The organism is Candidatus Fukatsuia endosymbiont of Tuberolachnus salignus (assembly GCF_964030845.1).
Classification (GTDB): Bacteria; Pseudomonadota; Gammaproteobacteria; order Enterobacterales; family Enterobacteriaceae; genus Fukatsuia; species Fukatsuia symbiotica.
On sequence record NZ_OZ034983.1, the window covers coordinates 1,657,495 to 1,679,767 of the forward strand.

Genomic DNA, 22,273 nt, shown 5'->3' on the forward strand with positions numbered 1-22,273 from the left:
AATCATCGATGAAGCCTTCTATTATTGCCAAATTGCAAGCGTTACAAGAGCGTTATGAAGAGCTGGAAGTACATCTTAGCGATGCACAACTGATTGCCAATCAGGATCGTTTTCGTGCTTTATCACGTGAATATGCACAACTAGGTGATGTAACTCGCTGCTTTAAACAATGGTGTTGTGTTCAGGATGATATTGAAACAGCAAAAACGATATTAGAAGATCCTGAAATGCATGAAATGGCGCAAGATGAGTTGAAAGCTGCCAATATCCAAAATGAAGAATTAGCACGACAGTTACAATTGCTGTTATTACCGCGAGATCCTGATGATGAACGTGGCTGTTTTTTAGAAATACGTGCCGGGACCGGCGGTGATGAAGCGGCTATTTTTGCCGGCGATATGTTTCGTATGTATAGCCGATACGCAGAAGCGCGCCGTTGGAAAATTGAAGTGATGAACCTCAGTGAAGGAGAGCAGGGCGGTTATAAAGAAGTGATCGCTAAAGTCTCTGGAGAGGGCGTCTATGGTCAATTAAAGTTTGAATCCGGTGGACATCGGGTACAGCGCGTGCCGAAAACGGAATCACAAGGGCGTATTCATACATCAGCCTGTACCGTGGCAGTCATGCCAGTGATCCCCGAAGCTGAGTTGCCCGAAATTAACGCCGGTGATTTACGTATTGACACTTTTCGTTCTTCTGGTGCGGGTGGGCAACACGTCAATACTACTGACTCCGCCATTCGTATTACGCATTTACCGAGTGGCATTGTCGTGGAATGTCAGGATGAACGTTCACAACATAAAAACAAGGCCAAAGCCATGTCAGTTTTAGCCGCACGTATCCGCGCGGCAGAAATGCAAAAAAGACAGCAAGCAGAAGCCTCCGAGCGGCGTAATCTCCTGGGTTCAGGAGATCGCTCAGATCGTAATCGTACTTATAATTTTCCACAGGGGCGGGTAACTGATCATCGTATCAACCTAACACTGTACCGTTTAGATGAAGTGATGGAAGGTAAACTAGAGATATTAATTGAGCCGATTGTGCAAGAGTATCAGGCTGATCAGCTTTCAGCTTTATCCGGACAAGAATGATGGATTATCAACACTGGTTGGCAATGGCGGCTAGCCGGTTTATCGACAGTGAGAGTCCGAAACGCGACGCTGAAATTCTACTGGGTTTTATCACAGGTCGATCACGCAGCTTTATATTGGCCTTTGGTGAAACTCTTTTGACAGCAGAACAGCTAGCACTATTGACCCCTTTAGTTCATCGTCGGCAGCAAGGTGAACCCATTGCCTATTTAATCGGCCAACGCGAATTTTGGTCGTTACCATTAACCCTGTCTGCTACTACCCTGATCCCACGTCCAGATACAGAATGTTTGGTTGAGCAAGCACTGTCTCATTTGCCGCGCGCCGCTTGCAGTATTCTGGATTTAGGAAGCGGTAGCGGGGCGATCGCATTGGCTTTGGCGAGTGAGCGCCCTGATTGTACAGTGATAGGTGTTGATATTAACGCCGATGCTGTCGCCCTGGCGTGTCATAATGCGACAAAACTGGCACTGAATAACCTGAGTTTTATTCAAGGAAACTGGTTTGCGCCACTAGACCAACGTTTTATGTTAATCGTCAGTAATCCGCCCTACATCGATGCCAACGACCCGCATCTTGCTAAGGGCGATGTACGTTATGAACCCCCTCAGGCGCTGATCGCGGAAGCAAATGGCATGGCAGATTTGATCACTATCGTACAGCAAGCACCTTACTATATCGCTGCTTCTGGCTGGTTGCTAGTGGAACATGGTTGGAAACAGGCCAAGCAAGTACAAGCTTTATTCTGTAAAACCGGATTTAATTCAGTAGTCACTCATAAAGATTACGCTGGTCATGACAGGATCACGCTTGGTCAATGGAATTTAAGTCAATAGTATTTTGGCAGTAAATAAATCAACACTGTGTAGTGATGATACATTAAACTGACAGCGACGAAACTACCACTCTGAACTACGAATGAGATATCTATGAGTACCATTGCTGATTTTGAATTCAACACTGCGCCCCTGAGTGAGGGAGTGCTATTGGTTACCAAACAAATTCGTCAGAATTTTCCGCTGACTGATGTCTATAGACGCCTGCAACAATTGGTTGAGGATGCACGCTTAGCAATGCCCAAAAAACTCAATCAAGATCAGCAATTAGAAGTTCTTATCGACCTGTTTTATAACAAATGGAAATTTGAAGGCGCTGGGGGTGTTTACCGTCTGTCAGATGCCTTGTGGCTGGATAATGTATTGGATCAACGTCAAGGAACTCCCCTCTCATTGGGTGTCATTTTCTTGCATATCGCACATCAGCTGGATTTGCCATTAATGCCGGTTATTTTTCCAACTCAATTAATTCTCCGTGCGGATTGGTTAGATGAAGAGATGTGGCTGATTAACCCGTTAAATGGTGAAACACTGAATGAACATGTGTTAAACGTATGGATTAAAGGCAATTTAGGCGAATACGCTGAACTAGAAGATCAAGATCTGGATGAAGCTGAAAACACGATAATTGTGCGTAAAATGCTCTACACACTGAAAATTGCATTGATGGAAGAAAAACAGATGGAATTAGCCTTACGTGCCAGTGAAGCAGTATTGACTTTCGACCAAGATGATCCTTATGAAATTCGTGACCGTGGTTTGATCTACGCCCATCTTGACTGTAATCACATTGCCATCTCTGATTTAAGCTATTTTGTTGAACGGTGTCCGGAAGATCCTATTGCTGAGATGATAAAAATGCAAATTTACTCGATTGAACGGCAGCGCGTTATCTTACACTGAACCCGCTAACGCAATAGGTTTTGAATAGGCTCTTAAGAGGTTTATTCTGATTCATCTTTAAAAAGGCGGCAATATGGAACAAAAAACAGTCAGCATCGGCGATATAAAGGTAGCAAATGACAATCCCTTTGTATTATTTGGTGGTATGAACGTACTTGAATCATCTGAACTGGCAATGCGTATTTGTGAACACTACCAGAACGTTACCAACAAACTGCAAATTCCCTACGTATTTAAAGCTTCTTTTGATAAAGCTAATCGTTCTTCGATTCATTCTTATCGTGGTCCTGGGTTAGAAGAGGGATTAAAAATTTTCCAAGAGTTGAAACGAAGTTTTGGTGTAAAAATAGTGACAGATGTGCATGAAGCCCGTCAAGCACAGGTTGTGGCTGAAGTGGTTGATGTGCTGCAATTACCTGCTTTTTTAGCGCGTCAGACTGATTTAATCACTGCGATGGCCAAGACGGGTAAGGTGATCAACGTCAAAAAACCTCAATTTGTCAGCCCGGGACAGATGAAAAACATTGTCGAAAAATTTATAGAAGCAGGTAATGATCAGATTATTCTTTGCGATCGTGGCAGCAATTTTGGTTACGACAATCTGGTCGTTGATATGTTAGGTATTAACGTGATGGTGCGAGCCACCGGTGGGTGTCCTGCTATTTTCGATGTAACCCACGCATTACAATGCCGTGATCCTTTTGGCTCCGCCTCTGGTGGCCGCCGTGCACAAGTGGCAGAACTCGCGCGCGCAGGTATGGCAGTGGGGTTAGCAGGCTTATTTCTCGAAGCGCACCCTAACCCTAACAACGCGAAATGCGATGGCCCATCGGCATTACCACTAGATAAACTTGAACCTTTTTTGCAACAGATGAAAGCCATTGATGATTTGGTTAAAAGCCTTCCTGCACTGGATACAGCAAATAAAGAAGGGCACTGATTTTTATCAGCGCCCTTGCCTTAAATATTAAATATGGCGGTGAGAGAGGGGTTCGAACCCTCGATACGCTTTCACGTATACACACTTTCCAGGCGTGCTCCTTCAACCACTCAGACACCTCACCGTTCTTTCTCATTATTCATAACTGTGTTGTGTGTTACAACGCGGCGCTACTATAGGGATCAAGACGCTTGGGGTCAAGTTGAATTTGCTGGTCATTGTGATATAGGCTATTCATATATTTTAACAATAATTAAATATAAGTTATTATTAATAATGATATAAGGTTGCAGTTTTACTATGGAGATTTTATGAAAGTCACATCAAATCCAAGTTTTACTGTTACTCCCACCCGCATAGAGCCTATCGATGCTGAGGTCGCCCTCTTAAGAATTGCTCAAGAATTTATGACTGAGCATAGCTTATCTCCGGAGAATCCGGAAAATCAGGAAGATAGATCGCACATTATCCATCGGTATATGTGCTTTTTGGCTGATGATCACTTATTAACAGAAGACGCAAAAATCACACCTCAACAGCAAGGGCAAGTTCGAGGGTGGTTTATTAATATTATAAAAGGGTCATTTCCTAAGGCCGAAAATAACACAGAACGGGCAGGTATTCTGTTTAATTCCCTGTGTCTAAAAAGTATAGCATTTGCTGAAAGTCCATCATCTTTTCATGAAGAAAGCTTCGAACAAACAAGGGATCAAACAAGAAAAACTTTCCGGGAAAACTTTTCTTCAGTAGATTAACTTTCTAAAATATCAGAGACCTTGCCGTTCAATAGTCAAAAACCAAGCTATTGAACGGATCCTGTGTGCCTGTCTAGGTTATTTAGCCGTAATACGAACGGACACGCGTCGATTCTGATTACGTCCTTCGGCGGTATCGTGACTTGCTACTGGATGGTTTTCACCGTATCCCTCCGCACTTAAGCGCTCAGCAGAGACACCTTTAGCAATCAATGCATTCATGACCTCTTGTGCTTGAGCCTGTGAAAACTCTCTATTTTTCTCCGCATCGCCAGTATTATCAGCATCGCCACCGATTTTAAGCTTTACATTGGGGTAGGCGACCAAAATGGCAGAGATATTATCAAGTTGAGTTTGTCCTTGCGCTTTTAACGCGGTATCTGTGCTATTACTAAAAACCAGATTATCGAAATCAAACCAAACTTCTTTGTCTGGCTGTTCCGCTGGATCTTTAATAAAGTTTAACAAACGCGCTTCCGTACTATTTTCTGGTAGGGTCAGCACTCTCCCTCCAGGCAACATTTGTCTTATCACACCTTTAGAAAGCGAAGGGTCGGGCGTTGACTGAGATTCATGTTTCGTGGGAGTAGCAATCTTATGGATTTCTTCATCATCCGGCAGTGCGCTTGAAACAGAATGATCAAGTACCGGTGCAGGGCGTGTTGAATACCAATAGATCGCCGCTGCTAAAATACACAACGGTAATAACCACCACCAGATCGACCCCGATCGCTTTTGTTCCGAGTATTGAGAGAGGGGCGGATCTACTGACGCGGGATTTCCTGAAAAAAAGTTCTTTGCTATCCTGTCGGGCAAGTTAGAAAGATAGCCATTGTCTTGCTGAGCAACAATACTCGCAAGAGACGAATTGGTTTCTCTACGTTGTACTTCGAGAGTCTCCAGCACACTGCCAGCAGCAAGGTTCATTAAAGGTGCCACGTTAGCTATTTTCAGTCCTGTGGTTTGAGCCAATGTGGTATATAATTTTTCTAGACTCTCGGGGAATAGCAACGATAATAAATTTTTACCCTCGAGCACACGGCTGTTTTTGGGATCAAGAAGCTCCTGAGCAGAGGGTGTCGCAGCACCTAACTGCTTAACATTTGCTGCCAAATCGGTAATATTGTCTTCGAGATCAGGCGAATGTTTTAAGCGACTGGATAACGCCTTGACAACCGATGCAGTTGCCTGGCTGAATCCCTTATTGATGCTCTCCGTTTTTTCACCTAACTGCTCAGCAATATTGCTGGCGTCAAGTGCCTGTAACGGTGCAAGAGCGGCTCGGAAAATTCCTTTTGGCATAGAAGACCTCCAACAGTGGTATTATTGACCAGTTAACTCTAGTACAAATATAAAAAATTTGGTATTAAACCGATTAAAATATAGACTCCAGCGCATCAGCCACGAGTGTATCGACAATAAATAGCAAAATGACACTTCGATGATCACAACAAAAAAAATCGCAACGAAAGAATGGCAGATCGCCAGTTCGCCTTTTACTCATCAGCAGCAGAATACCAGCAATATTATGAAATGGGTGATGCTGGCCTGTATTCCAGGCATTTTTGCCCTGACTTATTTTTTTGGTTACGGCAGTCTGATCCAGGTACTACTCGCTATGCTTACAGCATGGTTAACGGAAGGTGTCGTACTTCATTTGCGAAAACCCAATTTACGAAAACGGCACTTACAACAACAAAATGGGCACAAACAACCGGTGATGGCCTGCTTAAAAGATAATTCAGCTCTATTGACCGGTTTATTACTGGGCGTTAGTCTGCCGCCTTTGGCACCTTGGTGGGTAGTGGTACTAGGTACTCTGTTCGCTATTATCATTGCTAAACAATTGTACGGAGGCTTAGGACAAAATCTTTTTAACCCTGCGATGGTCGGTTATGTCGTGTTGCTGATTTCATTCCCTGTTCAAATGACAAATTGGCTGCCCTCTGTCGAATTGCAGGCCTCACCGATTAATTTTGTCGAGAACCTACAAGTTATTTTTACCGGTCAGACAAGTGAAAACAAAAATAGCCATCAACTGCGGCAGAGCTTTGACGGCGTCAGTCAAGCAACTCCGTTAGATACACTCAAAACTGAATTACGTAATCAACCGTTAGCCAGTGTACTACAACACCCTCTATTTGGCGGTATTCTCGCCGGTCTTGGCTGGCAATGGGTAAATTTGGGTTTTTTAGTCGGCGGTATATTTTTATTGTGGCGTAGAATTATTTATTGGCATATTCCGTTTAGTTTCCTGCTGGCACTGTGTCTTTGTGCTACTTATAGTCACTTTATTGCACCGGAGAAATTTGCCTCTGCCACTTTTCACCTATTTTCCGGTGCTACCATGCTAGGAGCATTCTTTATTGCTACCGATCCGGTCAGTGCTGCAACAACACCTCGTGGTCGTCTAATTTTTGGTGCGTTAACCGGTGTACTCGTCTGGCTAATTCGTGTCTTTGGTGGCTATCCTGATGGCGTCGCTTTTGCCGTATTACTGGCCAATATTACAGTGCCACTTATCGATCACTATACTCAACCACGAGTTTATGGTCATCAGTAGATTTTTTTCGTAACTCATTACTTTTAGGAGCCTATTCCAGTTCCAAATCTTTCTCGCTGTGCTCAGAAGAGGAAAAAATGGGCGGAAAAATGCGGTTTACTTTTTAAGTACAAAAAAGGGAGTAAATGAGTATTTTGATCAGCGAGCACAAGAGATTTCGAACAGGTTCTAAGGAAGCCAGATGCAAGCACCACTGACCATGCTAAGCACTATAAAAAGTTACGGCGTCACTTTAGCGGTATTTGCCGCCTTAACAACGGGTCTGACCGCCATTATCAATACCCTGACGGAAACGACTATCACCAAACAGACAATGTTGCAACAAAAAATGTTATTGGATGAGGTCATCCCTATCAATAATTATAATAATAATATGCAAGAGGAATGTTACGTTGTCACTGATTCTGCTTTAGGTGATCTCACTCCACATCGCCTCTATCTAGCGCGTAATAATCATGGACAACCTGTCGCGGCTGCTATCGAGACCACAGCGCCTGATGGGTATTCTGGGGCAATTCATTTATTGGTTGGTGCAGATTTTCACGGTAAGGTGCTAGGTAGCAGGGTGATCGAACACCACGAAACCCCAGGATTAGGCGATAAAATTGATATTCGTATCTCTGACTGGATCACGCATTTTAGTGGTCAGCAGGTTATAGGAGAAAAGGATAGTCACTGGGCAATAAAAAAAGACGGCGGTATATTCGATCAATTTACAGGGGCAAGTATTACGCCGAGAGCGGTGGTGCGAGCGGTAAAAAATACGGTGCTTTATCTGAAAACGATACCCGCCAAACTGTCCAGGTTGACACCTTGTGGAAATAACTAATTTGTGGGTCACTCGATGAGTAATATTAGAGATTTGCTGGTTCAGGGGTTATGGAAAAATAACTCGGCGTTGGTGCAACTGCTTGGACTATGTCCGTTACTGGCGGTTTCATCCACTGCCACCAATGCATTGGGGCTGGGTTTAGCAACAACCTTGGTTTTGTTTTGTACTAATACCATGGTCTCGGCTCTACGCCGTTGGATCCCTAACGAAATTCGTATCCCTATTTATGTGATGATTATCGCTTCAGTCGTCAGCACAGTACAGATGCTAATTAACGCTTATACTTTTGAACTTTATCAATCGCTGGGGATATTTATTCCCCTGATCGTCACTAACTGTATTGTCATCGGCCGTGCGGAAGCCTATGCTTCAAAAAATCCGGTAGCACTTGCTGCCTTTGATGGTATATCGATGGGGTCGGGTGCAACGATGGTGCTATTGGCTTTAGGCGCATTGCGTGAAATTCTTGGCAACGGTACATTGTTTGATGGTGCAGATAGGCTACTAGGTGATTGGGCTAAAATATTACGCATCGAAGTTATTCATCTGGATAGTCCCTTTTTATTAGCGATGCTGCCACCAGGTGCCTTTATTGGGCTTGGCTTGCTGCTGGCCGGCAAATATCTGATTGATGAAAAAATAAAAATACGTCAAACCAGAGCACGAATCATCACATCGCCTTTACAGAATGAACTCAGCGAAAAAATTTTATGAATCAAAGAAAACGTATTGCGATCTTTACTCGTCTGCGCGACAACAATCCGCATCCAGCTACTGAATTAGCCTATGGTACAGTGTTTGAATTGTTGATTGCAGTACTACTTTCAGCACAGGCAACCGATATTGGCGTCAACAAAGCCACGGCTAAGCTTTATCCGGTGGCCAATACACCGCAAGGTTTATTGACACTGGGTGTCGAAGGCGTGAAGAAATATATTAAAACCATTGGCTTATTCAATGTTAAAGCAGAAAATATTATAAAAACTTGTCGTTTATTACTGGAAAAACACCAGGGAGAAGTGCCAGAAGATCGGGAGGCACTGGAAGCATTACCGGGGGTAGGGCGCAAAACGGCAAACGTCGTGCTCAATACTGCTTTTGGCTGGTCGACTATCGCTGTTGATACGCATATTTTTCGAGTATCTAACCGTACGGGATTGGCACCTGGGGCTAATGTCGATCAAGTCGAAGAAAAATTACTTAAAGTCGTGCCCACAGAATTTAAGCAAAACTGTCACCATTGGTTAATTCTGCATGGTCGCTACAGTTGTATTGCACGCAAACCCCGTTGTGGCTCCTGTCTTATCGAAGATTTATGCGAATTTAAAGAAAAAAATTATCCTGCCAGTTAAGTTCTATACCCAAGTGAAATCAAGATGCAGGATTTAGCGCCTGGCAATTATCGTTTAAGCGAGATACCAGAGAACTTGCCATTTGTGGTAGCTTCACTTCAAAGAAGTTTAAGATATCGTTCTTAAAACTCTGTTTAGATGGGTAATATCTATTGTTTCGTGTTTGCTCATTCATCACCTTCCACAATCGCTCTATCGGGTTTAGATTCGGGCTATACGGCGGAAGGTAATGAAGCTGGATATTCAACGTAAGCGCGGCGTCTTGCACAAGCTGTGAACGGTGATAGCCTGCACCCTCGAGGATCACATGTGCCGTTGTCGTGATGGGATAATGCGCGCGAATGGCAGACAGGAAGTGAACCACATTTTCGCTGTTAATCGTCTCATCATCACGGATTATGGGGTTAGCCACATTCTGGATGTTCAAGGCTCCCATGATATTCAACCGCGTTCTGCTCCCGGTGGTCTCTATCGTTTTATCCTGGCCTTTTCGTATCCAGCCGTAGCTTATTTTGGTGGCTTGTGTCGGATGAACGGCATCAATAAACAGTATGGGGTCATTACCCGCGGCGTCTTTCAATTCGCTGTAGGTCTTTATAAATTGCTGCTGTTTCTCAACGGCAAATTTATGCGGAACACCTTTCGGCTTTTTATAGCTAAAGCCATGCTGCTTCAACCCTTTATACAGACCTGATACGGTAAAGGTGATGTTCCAGCGTCCAGCGATATACGCCACAATTTGGTGATTGTGGTGGTAGAGCGGCTGGGTGAGATGTTCAACCAGCGACGTGGTCTGTTCCGCATTGAGATAGCCATCGGAGCCGCCATTTTCAGGCTTGAGCTTGTTGAGTTTATGATAGTCTGTAAGGTGGCGCCGCACCGTGGTTTCATTAATGAGCTGTGAGTGAGCAATCATAGGGGGAGTCCAGCCGTCTGCGGACAACAAAACACACCGGATCCTGTCACAGACACGGCGGTCATGGCTTTGACGATGTTGGGCTTCGAGGGTAATTTTCTGGTCAGCAGTCAGCTCTATTTTCATGGCTATGAGCATGATCCTTATCGACTTCAAAATCAAGCATCTTCATTGATCACGGGTATATACGGAAAAATCTATCATTAAACCATCCGTATCCACAGCCGAGATCGACAACATTCGGTCCTTCCACCGTAGCGGGTCACATATCAACGATTGTCTGCCACTCCGGTGCGCCATATTGATATTTATAACAGGAACATGACAAGAAATGAACAACTTATTGCCACGATAGTATAACATCACGGAGTTGTACATTAGTATGTGTTATATAATAATCTGCCAGATATCACTATGGAGAATATTATGGCATTTTAAACAAAACGGACATGACACTTGCTCGACGCTATTGATTCGCGTAAAACTATTGGCAGTAAATTCCCTAACTCAACAGATTTTCACTGGACACTATGTTTCAAAATAACCCGCTGCTGGCGCAGCTTAAAAAGCAATTACATATTCAAACCCCCCGCATTGAAGGGGTGGTTAAAGGTACGGAAAAAAGCTTTGGCTTCCTTGAAGTTGATGGGCAGAAAAGTTATTTCATCCCTCCACCACAGATGAAAAAAGTTATGCACGGTGACCGCGTGCTTGCCGTTTTACGTACCGATAAAAATCGTGAAATTGTTGAGCCAGAAAGCTTGGTAGAACCATTTTTATCTCGCTTTGTAGGGCGAATACAAAAAACAGACCAGTGCTTATTTATTATCCCTGATCATCCACTGTTAAGAGATGCGATACCTTGTAGCAAAGCACCTGAACTCACTCACAATTTCCAGAACGGTGACTGGGCAGTAGCTGAATGACGATTACAGCAAGTGGCGCTTTGGGTGATGACATCCAATTTTCTGTTGCTTGGATAGAATCAAAAGCCAAACTAGTTTATGACCAGATTTCTGATTGGTTGGAAAATCGGGGTGACTGGCAACCACAAAATAGCGAAATTACAGCACAGATCACACTGTTACAACGCGTCTGTAATGCACGTGATAAGTGGCGTCGACAACATGCTTTGGTGTTTAAAGATCACCCTGACTACCGTTTTTCACTGGGTGAAAAAGGTGAGGTATTGGACATCATCGTTGAGCAACGTCGTATTGCCAACCGCATTGTTGAAGAGTGCATGATTGCTGCCAACATTTGTGCAGCAATCATGCTCCGCGCCGAGCTTGGTTTTGGTATCTATAATGTGCATGCTGGCTTTGATCCAGTCATGGTTGAACAAGTAAGCAATGTACTTAAAACTTACGACATTGATACTGATCCCAAAGCTCTATTGACCCTGGAAGGTTTCTGCCAATTACGTCGTCATCTAGATACCTTACCGACACCGTTCCTTGATGGTCGTATCCGCCGTTTTCAGACCTTCGCAGAAATTAGTACTCAACTCAGCCCACATTTCGGATTAGGTCTGGAAGCTTATGCAACCTGGACTTCGCCAATCCGTAAATATGGTGATATGGTTAATCATCGTCTGTTAAAAGCGATTATCAATCGTCAGCAGGTAAATAAGCCACAAGATGAGATCGGTATTCAATTGGCAGAACGCCGTCGTTTGAACCGAATGGCGGAACGTGATGTAGGAGATTGGCTGTATGCTCGTTATTTGCAACCACTGGCCGGTACTGATAGACGGTTTTCTGCTGAGATTATTGACGTCACACGTGGGGGGGTGCGGGTACGTTTATTGGAAAACGGAGCAATGGCTTTTATTCCAGGATCATTCATTCATGCGGTACGCGACGAGTTGACTTGTAGCCAAGAAGCCGGAAGCGTCCAAATCAAAGGAAAAACGATTTTCCGCCAAAATGATAATATTGAAGTACAGCTTGTTGAAGTACGAATGGGAAGCCGTAATGTGATTGCACGTCCTATTTAAATTATCTGAAAAGTAAGGCACAGTCGCTGAGTTTTATGGAAATTGGTAATAGCGGTCAGCAGGTTGCCAATTTCTTGATTATTCCTGGTACAATTTAACATAATATACATTATACGAATTAACGGAGTTTTGGTGTATTCTAGTGTCTGTCCTTGTCTGTATGTATAATCGAAAGTATGGGGAAATTATGTTAGCTATCCAACTGCCTATTGAAATCGAAGACCGATTAGACCACCTTGCCGAAATGACTGGCAAAACAAAGAGATTTTACGTAGAAGAAGCTGTTCTGACTCATCTTGAAGATCTCGAAGATTATTATCAAGCTGCGGAAGTATCAGCACGAGTAAAACAAGGTAAAGAACAAGTTTATAGCGTCCAAGATGTAAGGAATGCACTTGGTCTGGAAGATTAATTATACCGAAAAAGCGCTCAGATCCTTGCGTAAAATGGATAAGCACAATGCCCGCCGCATCGTTGATTACCTCAATAAGCGCATAGCTCCACATGAAAATCCGAGGCTATTAGGTAAACAGCTTAAAGGTTCCCTTGGAGATTTTTGGCGTTATCGAATGGGTGATTATCGTATATTATGCGAAATCCATGATGATGAATTGGTGATCCTCGCGGCAACCATAGGTCATCGCCGAGAAGTTTATGACTTAATATCCCCCAAATAATCGTATGAAAGTTCTGCCCTGACGCGCCTAACGGCTTGTCCAACCCTTTACACCAACAAGAAACCTTGTTGGCGCTCAGCGTTTTCATTTTGCTACCAAGTGCTGGCAATTTTTTCGTGTTCAAAATCTGTCATTATTATGCTCCGTCGCCATTAAAACACCTTCGTTGTCTGCCTCCTTTCAATACAAACAACACCAGGCGAACATGAAATACGGTCAGCAACCCCGTCAATGAACAGGATTCAAATTTAATCTTGGCTTCCGCTATCGTCTGTTTAACGACTTTATACGAAATTGAACGTAACACCGCGATCTCTTTTTGGGACACGCCGAGAGAAAAAAGCATCGCAGTTTCAAACTGAACCGGCGTTAACTCAGGAAACAAGTTGCGTAATTCAGGATATTGGGTAGGATCAAAAACAGCCATAATCAAAGCCTCATTTTGGTTGCGGTCAGCTGCATGATCGGATTCACAGTCCGGTTATGCAGCGCTCAATTGTACATAATACATAACATGATTTCACATTGCCTTACTACTTGCATGCCTGCCGATCTTTCACGGCGGGCGTGCTCCTCGCCACGCTGCGGGGCCTGCCCGCCGCGCAGTTATCGTCTGACCTTTCTGATCTGTAACACTACCAGAATATCGGTCTTGTTCTGTTCACTGGAGACACCGGTTAACCAGCCTTGCGGTAAAAAACTGAATCCGGTATCTGCCCTGGTCGATTTTGATTCCGCCAACCCACCCAGCAAAATAATATCGCCATCAGCCACGGAAACCTGGGTTGTCACTTGACGTTTAGTTAATGTCGGGCTGTTATTGACACCGGTAGCGGTTTTCACAAAATCAGAGAGTTGCTGATCAATGGCAAGATCGATCACATCGGCACGAATAGCCGGTTTGACCTGCAATATCACCCCACTGGAACGGTACTCCACCGATTGTACTGGACGATTATCAGCATAGCTGACCTTACCGAGTACTGGAACATCTGCACCCACAGAAAATGAAGCCTGTGCACCATTTTTCACCCGTAATCGGGGTGAACTGACCACATGAAAACGGCTGTCAGTACGAAACAGCTCATACAGCGCATCGAGTGAACCGGTATTGATACGAATAAAATTATCAAAGCCCGCTGCCTGCCCTACCTGAAGATCCAGTTTACCGGACAGTAATTTTGCCGCCAGTGCCAAACCTGACCCGTTACGCTCACGGGTTTGCACCTCAAACACATAGGCGGCGACAGTCACTTCTTCCGCAGCGGTGTCAGTTAACGGCAGGACTGCCTGTAAACGACGCACATCCGCTTGAGTACCGTAATAAACCAGTACATCACCACTGCGGTTGATAAAATCAGAGGCCGTCCCTGCAATCGCGGTGTCCTCCGCCCGGTTTCCAGACGGCAACAGCGCATGACGCGCATTGAATTTTCCTGAATGTACAGCAATATTCATGTTTTTTAGATAACGCAGAATAAAAGCACGTTCATCACTGTCCGGCGTGATACGGAACGTCACCACCCTTTTATCTTCCGCCAGTTCAGGCGATAGCATAAACGGTTTATCAAAGACATGAACATACAATAAATTTAATGCCTGTGATAACGGTACCGCATTGAGTTCAAAGGCAATGCCTTTTGCCTGCCCCGGCGTTGTACTCAGACACAACAGTAAAAGCAACCCTGCCGCTGCATTTTTCATTTTATCCCTCCTGACCAGACCGTTACCCGCTCACCGTCAATCGTTCCGGTCATCATGACCCCCTCAAAAGCAAACTGAGAGACAGGTTCGGCGCGTAAACGTCCGGCGTTATCAGCCAGTACTACCCAGATCTGCCCTTTTTTTGCCAGCTTGCCTGCCACGCGCCAACGAGCAGAAATAGCGGGTTTTTCAGGCGACGCAGGTACAACATGAAGTGACGTTGTCACTATGGGTGACGGGTTAACCGGTACTGACCGCATGGCCGGTTTATCTGAGGAAGCCTCTGAAGAAGCATACTGCGTGAAGAAATACACCAAAAACGTGACTGACACTCCTGCCAGTAACAGCATACCGATGACCACCCACCCTAGCCGTGCAGATGAAAACACATTCTGACGCTTATCCACGGTCAGTTCAGTGCCCTTCCCTCCTTCATAGGAGTGATAAAGCGCAAATATCGCCTTATCATAAGCACACTGATAAGACGTAGTACGGGTCGACTTGAACAGCCTGATACCGGTAAACACATCGACACGGTAACGGGTTCTCAGCCCCAATGCCAGCAATTTTTGCATACGGTACGTGGTTTCAATGCGATCTTTAATAAAACGGGGTAAATTCGTTACCGACTGATTGATCACTACCAAATCACAGCAAACCCCGGTTCTTTCATTGGTAAAATGCCGATGTTCAGCAATAAAAGACTGATGCTGCACCGGGATTTTTTTCTCCGTCGGCCAGATACGCCAAGCTTCATCAATACAAATCAAATCGCCTGACTGGCAAAATGTGTTACCACAGAGTGCGGCTTGTGCTGTTTTATAAGGAAAAAATGTCTCCTGCTGAACCTGTTCATTTTCAACGTAAATAATGTGACCCAGCGACGTCCGATCCGCTTTTTTAACACTGACACAATAATCAGCAATTTTATCGACACTGATACCGTAAATATTGGTCACTACCCGTCGTCCCGCCAGACAGGCGGGAATGATCACGCTGGCAACCACTTCATAAGATTTACCGCTACCCGGTACCCCGACATACGCTGAAATCGCCATAACTTAGCCAATCACCGGAATACGGCGAATAATAAAACGCGTCAACATGGCAGACAGCACCATACCCATTCCTTGCGGCACCAGAAATAAATTAAGAAAATACCAGGCGCTATCCGGAAGTGCAGTAAACAACGACGGCAACTCGGTCGATTGCGGCAACCACTGCGCCATTTCCTTTACCAGTTCCTGTACCACAAAAAACAGGGCAAAAAAGACGATAAATTTAATGACCAGGGTACGAAAAATAAACCCTAATAGCGCATTCAATGCTGACGTGACTAAACCAAACATACCGTTTCTCCTAGGCGCTCAACACCAACCGCAACGATAAAAATGCCCAGATAATCCCCGCGAATAAAGCAAAAAGCGCCCTGTTCTTCTCCAGTAATTCACAATGGCTGTTCATCACATGATGGCGTTCAAAAGCATCAAATTCAGCGACAGGACAAGCCACATTGCGGACAGGCAAGGTGAAATTTTTGATAAAAGGAAACAGCGTCAATAAAGGGGCAAGGATCTGTTTACCATCAGGCGGGTTATCCAGTGAGGGTGAATCGATGCCAGGATGTGCCGTATCACTATGCTGTGCCGGTGAAACCGGCGGCGCATAAGGTTCAATTGCATGATCGGGTTGCGGAAAAAAATCAGGGTCTTCTGAAGGAAATGGCCTGACATCGCCACTCAAAGAAGGGTGTGAAGCAGGCGGCGGAAAATAATTGATCTGCTGATAAAGCATCCCTTTGGTCAGTGGTACAGCCGCTTCATTCGCTGCCTGCTGAATTTCTTCAGCCGTCACAGGGTTTGAGGTTGAAAAAGGAATACCCTGATAATCGGCGCTGGAAGCCGCCTGTATTAAGGTATTATTCACCATATTGGCCGCAAGAGACGGGGCTAAAGGTTCCTGAATTTTATCAGGATCTATCTGATGTACATAATCAAGCAAAACACGAGGAGCAATAGATTTTTCATAATTCGGTGTCAGGGATAAATTTCCAATTATATGATTACTTTGACTTACACGCTTTTCAAATTTATCAGACTGCTCATTATAATAGATTTCATAATACTTATAGGCCACGTTAACACGGGGAAGAGAAGGATAACCAGAAAAAGACACCCCTTCATCATCATAATTCGTCACAGAAAAAGAGATAATATCTTTAGATGCATAAGAGATCTTGTCCTGTTTTACTCTGTTATAAAAAACACAGGCGGCCAATGCGGTCAAATCATTACTTGAAAATTGAAAATCTGCGGTAAATTTATAATTATTAGTATCGGAATAATTGCGGCCAATATGAATATCAGCAGTACAAGGAGAATGATTAATATCATAAACTGGAGAAGGTAAAAACTTAAAGGGTTCTACTTTATCAGGAACAATAACAAATAAAGGTTTATGGGGTACAGCATTAAGGGTAACAATAGAGCCCTTATGATCAATAACAGAAGAACCATCAGGCATCTTTAAATAAAAATAACCATTATCGGCAAACTGACCCGAAGTAGTCGTCTGGATTTTTTCATTTTCCCCTTCCAGTTTCACTGCCAAATCAGAAGTATTCAGCAATCCCTTATTTAAAGCGAGTTCACCCCATGTACGATTGTGCAGACTTTCATTCAACCCCTGATTGACTACGGCATCAGGCGCTGATCCCTCTTCTGATAAAAACGCGGAAAGAGTAGCCTCAAGGGCTAAGCCTACCGCCATTGCCTGCGGTGTTCCACGCAAACCGGCAGTCAGGGCTCTTTTACTGAAAATACGTGACATTATTTTACCGAACCCAGACTGCTCCGCCGCCGCCGTTGCCGCATTAACCCGAAAATGGGTGTCATTAGCCGCCTGAACCGGTTTGCCAAAATGCGGGTCATTCGCGGCATGGACAGGTGGAACCGGTACCGGCCTCGATGCCGGTAATGCCTGAGCGGATAGCGTCAATGGAAAAAACAGAACCAACAGTATTACCCCTGCAAACCCTGAATCACTGCCCATGCGCATAGCAGACCCCACATAAAAAACACTAAATTCCAGTATTCACTCATAGCCACAAAAAGGGGCATGGTGCCCCTCCTCCTGTTAGGCACTGCGTACCATGCGCAATATCCACTTCACCCCCGCAAAACCGGCATATAGGGTGATCAAAGTGGCAGCTACCGCCATAATACCGGTCAATACTTTGGAAAAATCGACCGCATTAGTGAGTGTGGTTAAATCCGCCGCATCAGCCAGTGCCAGCGAACTGAACAGGCACAGAGTGAACAAAACGAGCATTTTGGTATAAAGTGATTTCATTAATTGCATGATTACCTCTCCATTAAATAAAACGTTATTAAATAAGTTAAAAGCTTCACAGGTTAATTTATTAAGCATTTTTTACCATATTTAAAATCAGCCCGATTCCTTTAGAAAATAAATAAAGAAAAATGACTGAGGTAAAAGCCAGCCCCCAAAATAGCCCTGCTTTGGCGTAATCCATTTCAGAGACTGGCTGATAGGGCGACTCAATAGACAAGGTGATTGCCTGACAATTTTTCTCCGATGGAACATCACAAATTTGTCCCGTAATAACCCCTGGCTGAATGGCCATAGCGTATTACCCTTTAGCAACTTCTTGCACAGAAAGCACTTCCTGTGTTTCACCCGAGCGTCCGTTGAAATCCCATTTATTAATCCGGAATTTAATTTCAACCTGTTTTGATTTCAGCGACTTTAATTGATTATGAAGACCGGTTAAAACGAGAGCAGGAGGAACAATAAATTTGTCCGTACGGGTATCCGTTCCGCCAAAATCATTCATCACTTCAGATTGCAGCCCTAAAATATATTTTATTTTGTCCTGTTTTTTCCCTTCCTTATCCATAAATGATGAAGGTTGTGCATTAACACCTAGCAAGGTACCACGATAAAGATAACCGGTAAGCATGTAATCTCCTTGAAATAAATTAAGCGACTTTTATGGTATTCATCTGTTTTTCAAATAAGCTGACGGGCTCGACATACCAGTCTGGGCGCTGATTGGAAAAATCGACCTGAATAATTTGCATTAACGGAACAATATTATTTTTATCCGCGGTTAGATTTTGTAATTGTGCTTTACTGAACCCAACAGCAAGCAAATCACTGACATGCCGCCAAAAAGTGGCTCTATCCATATTTTGTAAGACGCCGTCATACCCTTCATTGACTAATCGGCGGTAGAAACCAAATAACCGTTGGGCTTTGGCGTAAGTCACATTGCCTTTTGGCGTGATTCTAAAATAACGATTTTTCAATATTTCATAAATGTTATCATCGGAATAAATATTCATATTCTTACCTTCAAGAGCAGAAAGCACGTCTTTAAACGACGCATGCCATAAATCGGCTATTAATGACTTTTCATCAGATTCATAACTCAGTTGGTAATTTACCGCCTGAAAAAAATTAAGAGGCATCCCAAAATTATTGATAAAACGCTGTTTTAACCGGCCTTCAAAACGGACAAGTCCTTTGCTAAATTTCTGTAATTTTGGATCTTCCATCACCTGTAATTGATTACGTAATGAAAGGTTACGTGGATTTCGTGCTATCGCGCTTTTTATCAATTGGCACTGACGCATCAGCTCAGGATGTTTTAAATAAGCAATGAGTATGCGGTGGCGGCTGCCTTCATTCCACATGCAGGTTGTCTCCCACTCTTGAGCACGGGTGCATTTAGTTTGTCCATTGCTAACATTACGCAAGGCAGAGATCACTTGTTCCGCCTGTTTTTCTGTGGGAATACGTGCAGAATAAGTAACATCAATGCGATCAATCACGGTCGCGCTAATGTTCAGCATTTCATACAGCTTTGATGCGGAAACCGCAAGATTAACCAACAATTCCATACCACATAATGCTAAATCAGTACTGCCAAACACATTATGACCTTGCAACAGTTTGGCAGGAGAGGCTTTTATTTCCACACAAGGATGACGATTGCAGGTACCGCAATAAATTTTCATCGCCAGGCCGCTGTAATGAGTCGGTAAAGAATCAAACGGATGATTTAACCCTTTCACGGTCAAATCGCCATCAATATCGAATTCTACGGAACGGGCAGAAAGTATTAAGCCTGATTTTTTAGCCACTGCTTCAAGATCAATATAGATCCCTCCTTGTTCATCGGCAGATTTAGTTATGATCAGATGCTCTTCTTTAAATGGGATAGAAAATTTGATTAAATCAATCATCCTTGGTGCCATATAAGTATCAATATGAAATCAAATATACAACCTAAAAATCATATATGCAACAAATCACTGTAAAATAATCATATATGAAATAGGAGTAATAAATATGAGACATATAGGCGACAATATAAAGCGCATAAGAGAGGCAATGAAAATCAGTCAACAAGAACTTGCTGAAAGAAGTGAAGTATCTAAGGCACAAATTTCAAGATTAGAAACTGGTTCGCAAAATAATCCACAAATACAAACACTTGTGGCAATTTCAACGGCTCTTGGGATTACTTTAGAAGAAACGGTCTTCGGTGAAGAATCTGCAAGCAATGCTTACCTGTCAGAAGCCCTGACATCTCTGCCAAAACAGGACCAAATGGCGATTAAGAAGCTGATAAAAATGTGGGTATTAACGTCACAAGCAGAGAAAATGTCATGCGAGTGAGGTTTCAATTTGAAACAAGAGTCCACTATTAAAGATAGTGGACTCACCCCTCCACCCTAACCATTACACAACGCGTGACCAATACGGAGCACAAGAAAAATGCGGTATAGTCATGTCACCTGTTTGAATGAAACTGATAAAGGTAAGTCAGGGTATGCCAGTCATCTTGCGATTTAAGGGCTATACGTTTTTTTTCTATTCGAATGAAGGCAACCCACGGGAATCCCTCCATATTCACGTTAGAAATGCGGGAAATGAAGCCAAATTCTGGTTGATGCCAATGGTACAACTCGCCCGTAACGACGGCTTTAACGCTCGCGAGCTTAAAGAACTCAACGATGTGATAGAACAACATAAAAAATTATTTGAGGAGACTTGGAATGAATATTTCAGCTAAGAAAGTACGATTTGATGAATTTAATCTGTGGGTTGAGTTGAATGATGCCCGTATATTAGGCGTGCCTTTAGCCTGGTTTCCCAAGTTATTACATGCCAGCGAAGCAGAACGCAATCAGTTTGAATTGAGTGCCAGAGGCATACACTGGGATAGCCTGGATGAAGATATTTCCATTGAAGGGCTACTAAATGGAAGAAGAGATGTGACTCATCGCCCTCACCATGCTGCCTGATTTTGATGCGCATAATGCACGTTATGCTAAAGAAGCCGCTGCGACCTGCGATTTTCGCAGCGGCTTTTTCAACATAACGTTATACCTTATACGCATTAACATGGCGCCAACTGAGACTGGCTTGCGTACGGGCTTGTCAGGCCTGATCGTCACTGTTGTTCTCTGCGCTTAATAGCTCATAAATTCCCACTCCTTTCGATTCGAGCAGTGGTTTTTTAATGCTTCACAACTTTCTATTTTTAGACTAATGTATGTTGTAACTAAAAAGTTAAGATTATTAAGGGATAAATATGGATAAATATGCTTTGATTGATAAAATGGATACTCTGTTTGCTGAACTTGAATTTGCGCTGGATAATATTCAACAACAATTGGCAAAGCTAACTCTTCTTTCCGCTCGTATTTTTATTTTACCTGATATAGAAAAAGGAACCGAACACGATCCCATAGAGCAAATATCTGTGACACCAATAGAAGGCCAAGAGGCTTGTTATCTAGGTTTACAACATTTTCGACGTTTGTTTATTCATCATAATAACCAAAATATTAGTAGTAAAGCAGCCGTTCGCTTACCGGGAGTTATGTGTTTTTCCGTTAATAATAATGAATATCTCTCCTGCCTAACTCAGATTTCTAAGATAAATACCTTAAAATCTGAGTTAGAGCATATTATTACCGTCGAATCTGGTTTGCCAAGTGAGCAACGTTTTGAATTTGTTCATACACATTTACGCGGGTTAATAACACTCAATACATACCGTACACTGATACCTTTGATTAATCCAAGCTCAGTGCGTTTTGGTTGGGCAAATAAACATGTTATAAAAAATATTACCCGTAAAGATTTGCTAACTCGACTTGAGAAAAGTTTGAATGCCGGGCGAGCAATTCCTCCTTTTACCCGTGAGCAACGCGTGGCATGGATTAGTAAAGAAATTGACGAAGTACAACAACTGCCAGAAAAAGCACGGCTTTTGATTAAGCGACCAGTGAAAGTACAACCTATTTCACGCGTATGGTATCAGGAACAACAGAAACAGGTACAACATCCCTGCTCTATGCCATTAATTGCATTATGCGAAAATCGTCATGGCGTTAATTTACCCAAAATGGGGGAACTAAAAAATTATGATGTCACTCAGGTGAAACATAAATATAAACCTAATGCTCGCCCACTGCGTTTGCTTCTCCCTCGATTACATCTCTATACATATGATTAGATTTTTTGTTTTAAATCGTCATAGACAAAGAAAAAATGAGCGAAAAAGCGTAGTTTATTCTTTGTCTACAACAAAAAGGGAGTAAATGAGCATTTTGAGCTCTTTTTTGACGAAGTATCAGCGAGCACAAGAGATTTCGAACAGATTATT

26 protein-coding genes, 1 tRNA gene and 1 pseudogene are annotated in these 22,273 nt (G+C 43.3%); 16 read left to right on the forward strand and 12 right to left on the reverse strand.

The window, feature by feature from the left end; all coding sequences use genetic code 11:
* The first annotated feature begins 8 nt into the window (after positions 1-8).
* From prfA to kdsA, 4 genes are all read left to right on the forward strand, one after another.
* The gene (gene prfA / locus AAHH42_RS08050) at positions 9-1,091 is read left to right on the forward strand and encodes a peptide chain release factor 1 (protein ID WP_072549643.1); all 1,083 of its coding nucleotides are present in this window, start codon (positions 9-11) and stop codon (positions 1,089-1,091) included.
* On the forward strand, positions 1,091-1,927 hold the full coding sequence (prmC, locus tag AAHH42_RS08055; RefSeq protein ID WP_072549642.1) for a peptide chain release factor N(5)-glutamine methyltransferase: 837 nt from the start codon (positions 1,091-1,093) through the stop codon (positions 1,925-1,927). The genes prfA and prmC overlap by 1 nt, the downstream gene beginning before the upstream one ends.
* A gap of 93 nt (positions 1,928-2,020) precedes the next feature.
* Positions 2,021-2,830, forward strand: a complete 810-nt coding sequence (gene sirB1, locus AAHH42_RS08060) for an invasion regulator SirB1 (protein WP_072549641.1) — start codon at positions 2,021-2,023, stop codon at positions 2,828-2,830.
* A gap of 73 nt (positions 2,831-2,903) precedes the next feature.
* Positions 2,904-3,770 carry a 3-deoxy-8-phosphooctulonate synthase gene (kdsA, locus tag AAHH42_RS08065; RefSeq protein WP_072549640.1) on the forward strand — a complete coding sequence of 289 codons (867 nt, stop codon included), beginning with the start codon at positions 2,904-2,906 and terminating at the stop codon, positions 3,768-3,770.
* A gap of 34 nt (positions 3,771-3,804) precedes the next feature.
* Here kdsA and AAHH42_RS08070 read toward each other — a convergent pair.
* Positions 3,805-3,894 (reverse strand) — tRNA-Ser (locus tag AAHH42_RS08070).
* Between the two features lie 187 nt (positions 3,895-4,081).
* On the opposite strand from AAHH42_RS08070, the gene AAHH42_RS08075 reads away from it, so the two are divergent.
* The gene (locus tag AAHH42_RS08075; protein WP_342220872.1) at positions 4,082-4,525 is read left to right on the forward strand and encodes a hypothetical protein; all 444 of its coding nucleotides are present in this window, start codon (positions 4,082-4,084) and stop codon (positions 4,523-4,525) included.
* Positions 4,526-4,603: 78 nt separating this feature from the next.
* Here AAHH42_RS08075 and AAHH42_RS08080 read toward each other — a convergent pair whose 3' ends face one another.
* On the reverse strand, positions 4,604-5,827 hold the full coding sequence (locus tag AAHH42_RS08080; protein WP_072549638.1) for an OmpA family protein: 1,224 nt from the start codon (positions 5,825-5,827) through the stop codon (positions 4,604-4,606).
* Between the two features lie 139 nt (positions 5,828-5,966).
* On the opposite strand from AAHH42_RS08080, the gene rsxD reads away from it, so the two are divergent.
* The 4 genes from rsxD to nth all read left to right on the forward strand — a co-directional run bounded on the left by rsxD (position 5,967) and on the right by nth (position 9,272).
* The gene (gene rsxD, locus AAHH42_RS08085; protein WP_072549637.1) at positions 5,967-7,088 is read left to right on the forward strand and encodes an electron transport complex subunit RsxD; all 1,122 of its coding nucleotides are present in this window, start codon (positions 5,967-5,969) and stop codon (positions 7,086-7,088) included.
* Between the two features lie 199 nt (positions 7,089-7,287).
* The gene (gene rsxG, locus AAHH42_RS08090; protein WP_342222037.1) at positions 7,288-7,917 is read left to right on the forward strand and encodes an electron transport complex subunit RsxG; all 630 of its coding nucleotides are present in this window, start codon (positions 7,288-7,290) and stop codon (positions 7,915-7,917) included.
* A 15-nt stretch (positions 7,918-7,932) separates the two neighbouring features.
* Positions 7,933-8,634 (forward strand): electron transport complex subunit E, encoded by a 702-nt coding sequence (locus tag AAHH42_RS08095; protein WP_072549636.1) that lies wholly within the window; start codon positions 7,933-7,935, stop codon positions 8,632-8,634.
* Positions 8,631-9,272: an endonuclease III gene (gene nth, locus AAHH42_RS08100; RefSeq protein ID WP_072549635.1), complete on the forward strand. Its 642-nt coding sequence runs from the start codon at positions 8,631-8,633 to the stop codon at positions 9,270-9,272. Before AAHH42_RS08095 ends, nth begins: the two co-directional genes overlap by 4 nt.
* Before the next feature lie 19 nt (positions 9,273-9,291).
* Here the strand turns inward: nth and AAHH42_RS08105 are convergent, their stop codons facing one another.
* Complete coding sequence (locus AAHH42_RS08105) at positions 9,292-10,314, reverse strand: IS630 family transposase (RefSeq protein ID WP_342221999.1); 1,023 nt, start codon at positions 10,312-10,314, stop codon at positions 9,292-9,294.
* Positions 10,315-10,718: 404 nt separating this feature from the next.
* Here AAHH42_RS08105 and AAHH42_RS08110 point away from each other — a divergent pair.
* From AAHH42_RS08110 to AAHH42_RS08120, 3 genes and pseudogenes are all read left to right on the forward strand, one after another.
* A pseudogene (locus AAHH42_RS08110) lies at positions 10,719-12,187 on the forward strand (exoribonuclease II).
* Positions 12,188-12,374: 187 nt separating this feature from the next.
* A complete protein-coding gene (gene relB / locus AAHH42_RS08115) occupies positions 12,375-12,599 on the forward strand; it encodes a type II toxin-antitoxin system RelB family antitoxin (protein WP_342220873.1) in 225 nt (74 codons plus the stop codon).
* A complete protein-coding gene (locus AAHH42_RS08120) occupies positions 12,583-12,864 on the forward strand; it encodes a type II toxin-antitoxin system RelE/ParE family toxin (RefSeq protein WP_342220874.1) in 282 nt (93 codons plus the stop codon). The genes relB and AAHH42_RS08120 overlap by 17 nt, the downstream gene beginning before the upstream one ends.
* 136 nt (positions 12,865-13,000) lie before the next feature.
* Here the strand turns inward: AAHH42_RS08120 and AAHH42_RS08125 are convergent, their stop codons facing one another.
* From AAHH42_RS08125 to AAHH42_RS08165, 9 genes are all read right to left on the reverse strand, one after another.
* Positions 13,001-13,291 (reverse strand): helix-turn-helix transcriptional regulator, encoded by a 291-nt coding sequence (locus tag AAHH42_RS08125; protein ID WP_342220875.1) that lies wholly within the window; start codon positions 13,289-13,291, stop codon positions 13,001-13,003.
* Positions 13,292-13,470: 179 nt separating this feature from the next.
* Positions 13,471-14,568 (reverse strand): type II secretion system protein GspD, encoded by a 1,098-nt coding sequence (locus AAHH42_RS08130; protein ID WP_342220876.1) that lies wholly within the window; start codon positions 14,566-14,568, stop codon positions 13,471-13,473.
* Positions 14,565-15,626: a zonular occludens toxin family protein gene (locus AAHH42_RS08135; RefSeq protein ID WP_342220877.1), complete on the reverse strand. Its 1,062-nt coding sequence runs from the start codon at positions 15,624-15,626 to the stop codon at positions 14,565-14,567. Before AAHH42_RS08135 ends, AAHH42_RS08130 begins: the two co-directional genes overlap by 4 nt.
* A gap of 3 nt (positions 15,627-15,629) precedes the next feature.
* The gene (locus tag AAHH42_RS08140; RefSeq protein ID WP_342220878.1) at positions 15,630-15,917 is read right to left on the reverse strand and encodes a DUF2523 domain-containing protein; all 288 of its coding nucleotides are present in this window, start codon (positions 15,915-15,917) and stop codon (positions 15,630-15,632) included.
* A 10-nt stretch (positions 15,918-15,927) separates the two neighbouring features.
* On the reverse strand, positions 15,928-17,625 hold the full coding sequence (locus tag AAHH42_RS08145) for a hypothetical protein (protein ID WP_342220879.1): 1,698 nt from the start codon (positions 17,623-17,625) through the stop codon (positions 15,928-15,930).
* A gap of 78 nt (positions 17,626-17,703) precedes the next feature.
* Positions 17,704-17,898 (reverse strand): major capsid protein, encoded by a 195-nt coding sequence (locus AAHH42_RS08150; RefSeq protein WP_342222038.1) that lies wholly within the window; start codon positions 17,896-17,898, stop codon positions 17,704-17,706.
* A gap of 91 nt (positions 17,899-17,989) precedes the next feature.
* A complete protein-coding gene (locus AAHH42_RS08155; RefSeq protein ID WP_342220880.1) occupies positions 17,990-18,214 on the reverse strand; it encodes a hypothetical protein in 225 nt (74 codons plus the stop codon).
* Between the two features lie 6 nt (positions 18,215-18,220).
* Complete coding sequence (locus AAHH42_RS08160) at positions 18,221-18,550, reverse strand: DNA-binding protein (protein WP_342220881.1); 330 nt, start codon at positions 18,548-18,550, stop codon at positions 18,221-18,223.
* 19 nt (positions 18,551-18,569) lie between these two features.
* Positions 18,570-19,838, reverse strand: coding sequence for a phage/plasmid replication protein, II/X family (locus AAHH42_RS08165; protein WP_342220882.1), 1,269 nt, complete (start codon positions 19,836-19,838; stop codon positions 18,570-18,572).
* 106 nt (positions 19,839-19,944) lie between these two features.
* On the opposite strand from AAHH42_RS08165, the gene AAHH42_RS08170 reads away from it, so the two are divergent.
* The 4 genes from AAHH42_RS08170 (at position 19,945) to tus (ending at position 22,123) form a co-directional block, all read left to right on the forward strand.
* Positions 19,945-20,274, forward strand: a complete 330-nt coding sequence (locus tag AAHH42_RS08170) for a helix-turn-helix transcriptional regulator (protein WP_342220883.1) — start codon at positions 19,945-19,947, stop codon at positions 20,272-20,274.
* A gap of 154 nt (positions 20,275-20,428) precedes the next feature.
* A complete protein-coding gene (locus tag AAHH42_RS08175; RefSeq protein ID WP_342220884.1) occupies positions 20,429-20,671 on the forward strand; it encodes a DUF4160 domain-containing protein in 243 nt (80 codons plus the stop codon).
* On the forward strand, positions 20,655-20,903 hold the full coding sequence (locus AAHH42_RS08180; RefSeq protein ID WP_342220885.1) for a DUF2442 domain-containing protein: 249 nt from the start codon (positions 20,655-20,657) through the stop codon (positions 20,901-20,903). The genes AAHH42_RS08175 and AAHH42_RS08180 overlap by 17 nt, the downstream gene beginning before the upstream one ends.
* Before the next feature lie 290 nt (positions 20,904-21,193).
* Positions 21,194-22,123, forward strand: coding sequence for a DNA replication terminus site-binding protein (gene tus / locus AAHH42_RS08185; protein ID WP_342220886.1), 930 nt, complete (start codon positions 21,194-21,196; stop codon positions 22,121-22,123).
* The last annotated feature ends 150 nt before the right edge of the window (positions 22,124-22,273 follow it).

Bases quoted from the DNA above. Each gene is read 5' to 3' on its own strand.
- prfA (WP_072549643.1), top strand. From the start codon at position 9: ATGAAGCCTTCTATTATTGCCAAATTGCAAGCGTTACAAGAGCGTTAT.
- prmC (WP_072549642.1), top strand. From the start codon at position 1,091: ATGGATTATCAACACTGGTTGGCAATGGCGGCTAGCCGGTTTATCGAC.
- sirB1 (WP_072549641.1), top strand. From the start codon at position 2,021: ATGAGTACCATTGCTGATTTTGAATTCAACACTGCGCCCCTGAGTGAG.
- kdsA (WP_072549640.1), top strand. From the start codon at position 2,904: ATGGAACAAAAAACAGTCAGCATCGGCGATATAAAGGTAGCAAATGAC.
- AAHH42_RS08075 (WP_342220872.1), top strand. From the start codon at position 4,082: ATGAAAGTCACATCAAATCCAAGTTTTACTGTTACTCCCACCCGCATA.
- AAHH42_RS08080 (WP_072549638.1), bottom strand. From the start codon at position 5,827: ATGCCAAAAGGAATTTTCCGAGCCGCTCTTGCACCGTTACAGGCACTT.
- rsxD (WP_072549637.1), top strand. From the start codon at position 5,967: ATGATCACAACAAAAAAAATCGCAACGAAAGAATGGCAGATCGCCAGT.
- rsxG (WP_342222037.1), top strand. From the start codon at position 7,288: ATGCTAAGCACTATAAAAAGTTACGGCGTCACTTTAGCGGTATTTGCC.
- AAHH42_RS08095 (WP_072549636.1), top strand. From the start codon at position 7,933: ATGAGTAATATTAGAGATTTGCTGGTTCAGGGGTTATGGAAAAATAAC.
- nth (WP_072549635.1), top strand. From the start codon at position 8,631: ATGAATCAAAGAAAACGTATTGCGATCTTTACTCGTCTGCGCGACAAC.
- AAHH42_RS08105 (WP_342221999.1), bottom strand. From the start codon at position 10,314: ATGAAAATAGAGCTGACTGCTGACCAGAAAATTACCCTCGAAGCCCAA.
- relB (WP_342220873.1), top strand. From the start codon at position 12,375: ATGTTAGCTATCCAACTGCCTATTGAAATCGAAGACCGATTAGACCAC.
- AAHH42_RS08125 (WP_342220875.1), bottom strand. From the start codon at position 13,291: ATGGCTGTTTTTGATCCTACCCAATATCCTGAATTACGCAACTTGTTT.
- AAHH42_RS08130 (WP_342220876.1), bottom strand. From the start codon at position 14,568: ATGAAAAATGCAGCGGCAGGGTTGCTTTTACTGTTGTGTCTGAGTACA.
- AAHH42_RS08135 (WP_342220877.1), bottom strand. From the start codon at position 15,626: ATGGCGATTTCAGCGTATGTCGGGGTACCGGGTAGCGGTAAATCTTAT.
- AAHH42_RS08140 (WP_342220878.1), bottom strand. From the start codon at position 15,917: ATGTTTGGTTTAGTCACGTCAGCATTGAATGCGCTATTAGGGTTTATT.
- AAHH42_RS08145 (WP_342220879.1), bottom strand. From the start codon at position 17,625: ATGCGCATGGGCAGTGATTCAGGGTTTGCAGGGGTAATACTGTTGGTT.
- AAHH42_RS08150 (WP_342222038.1), bottom strand. From the start codon at position 17,898: ATGCTCGTTTTGTTCACTCTGTGCCTGTTCAGTTCGCTGGCACTGGCT.
- AAHH42_RS08155 (WP_342220880.1), bottom strand. From the start codon at position 18,214: ATGGCCATTCAGCCAGGGGTTATTACGGGACAAATTTGTGATGTTCCA.
- AAHH42_RS08160 (WP_342220881.1), bottom strand. From the start codon at position 18,550: ATGCTTACCGGTTATCTTTATCGTGGTACCTTGCTAGGTGTTAATGCA.
- AAHH42_RS08165 (WP_342220882.1), bottom strand. From the start codon at position 19,838: ATGATTGATTTAATCAAATTTTCTATCCCATTTAAAGAAGAGCATCTG.
- AAHH42_RS08170 (WP_342220883.1), top strand. From the start codon at position 19,945: ATGAGACATATAGGCGACAATATAAAGCGCATAAGAGAGGCAATGAAA.
- AAHH42_RS08175 (WP_342220884.1), top strand. From the start codon at position 20,429: ATGCCAGTCATCTTGCGATTTAAGGGCTATACGTTTTTTTTCTATTCG.
- AAHH42_RS08180 (WP_342220885.1), top strand. From the start codon at position 20,655: ATGAATATTTCAGCTAAGAAAGTACGATTTGATGAATTTAATCTGTGG.
- tus (WP_342220886.1), top strand. From the start codon at position 21,194: ATGGATAAATATGCTTTGATTGATAAAATGGATACTCTGTTTGCTGAA.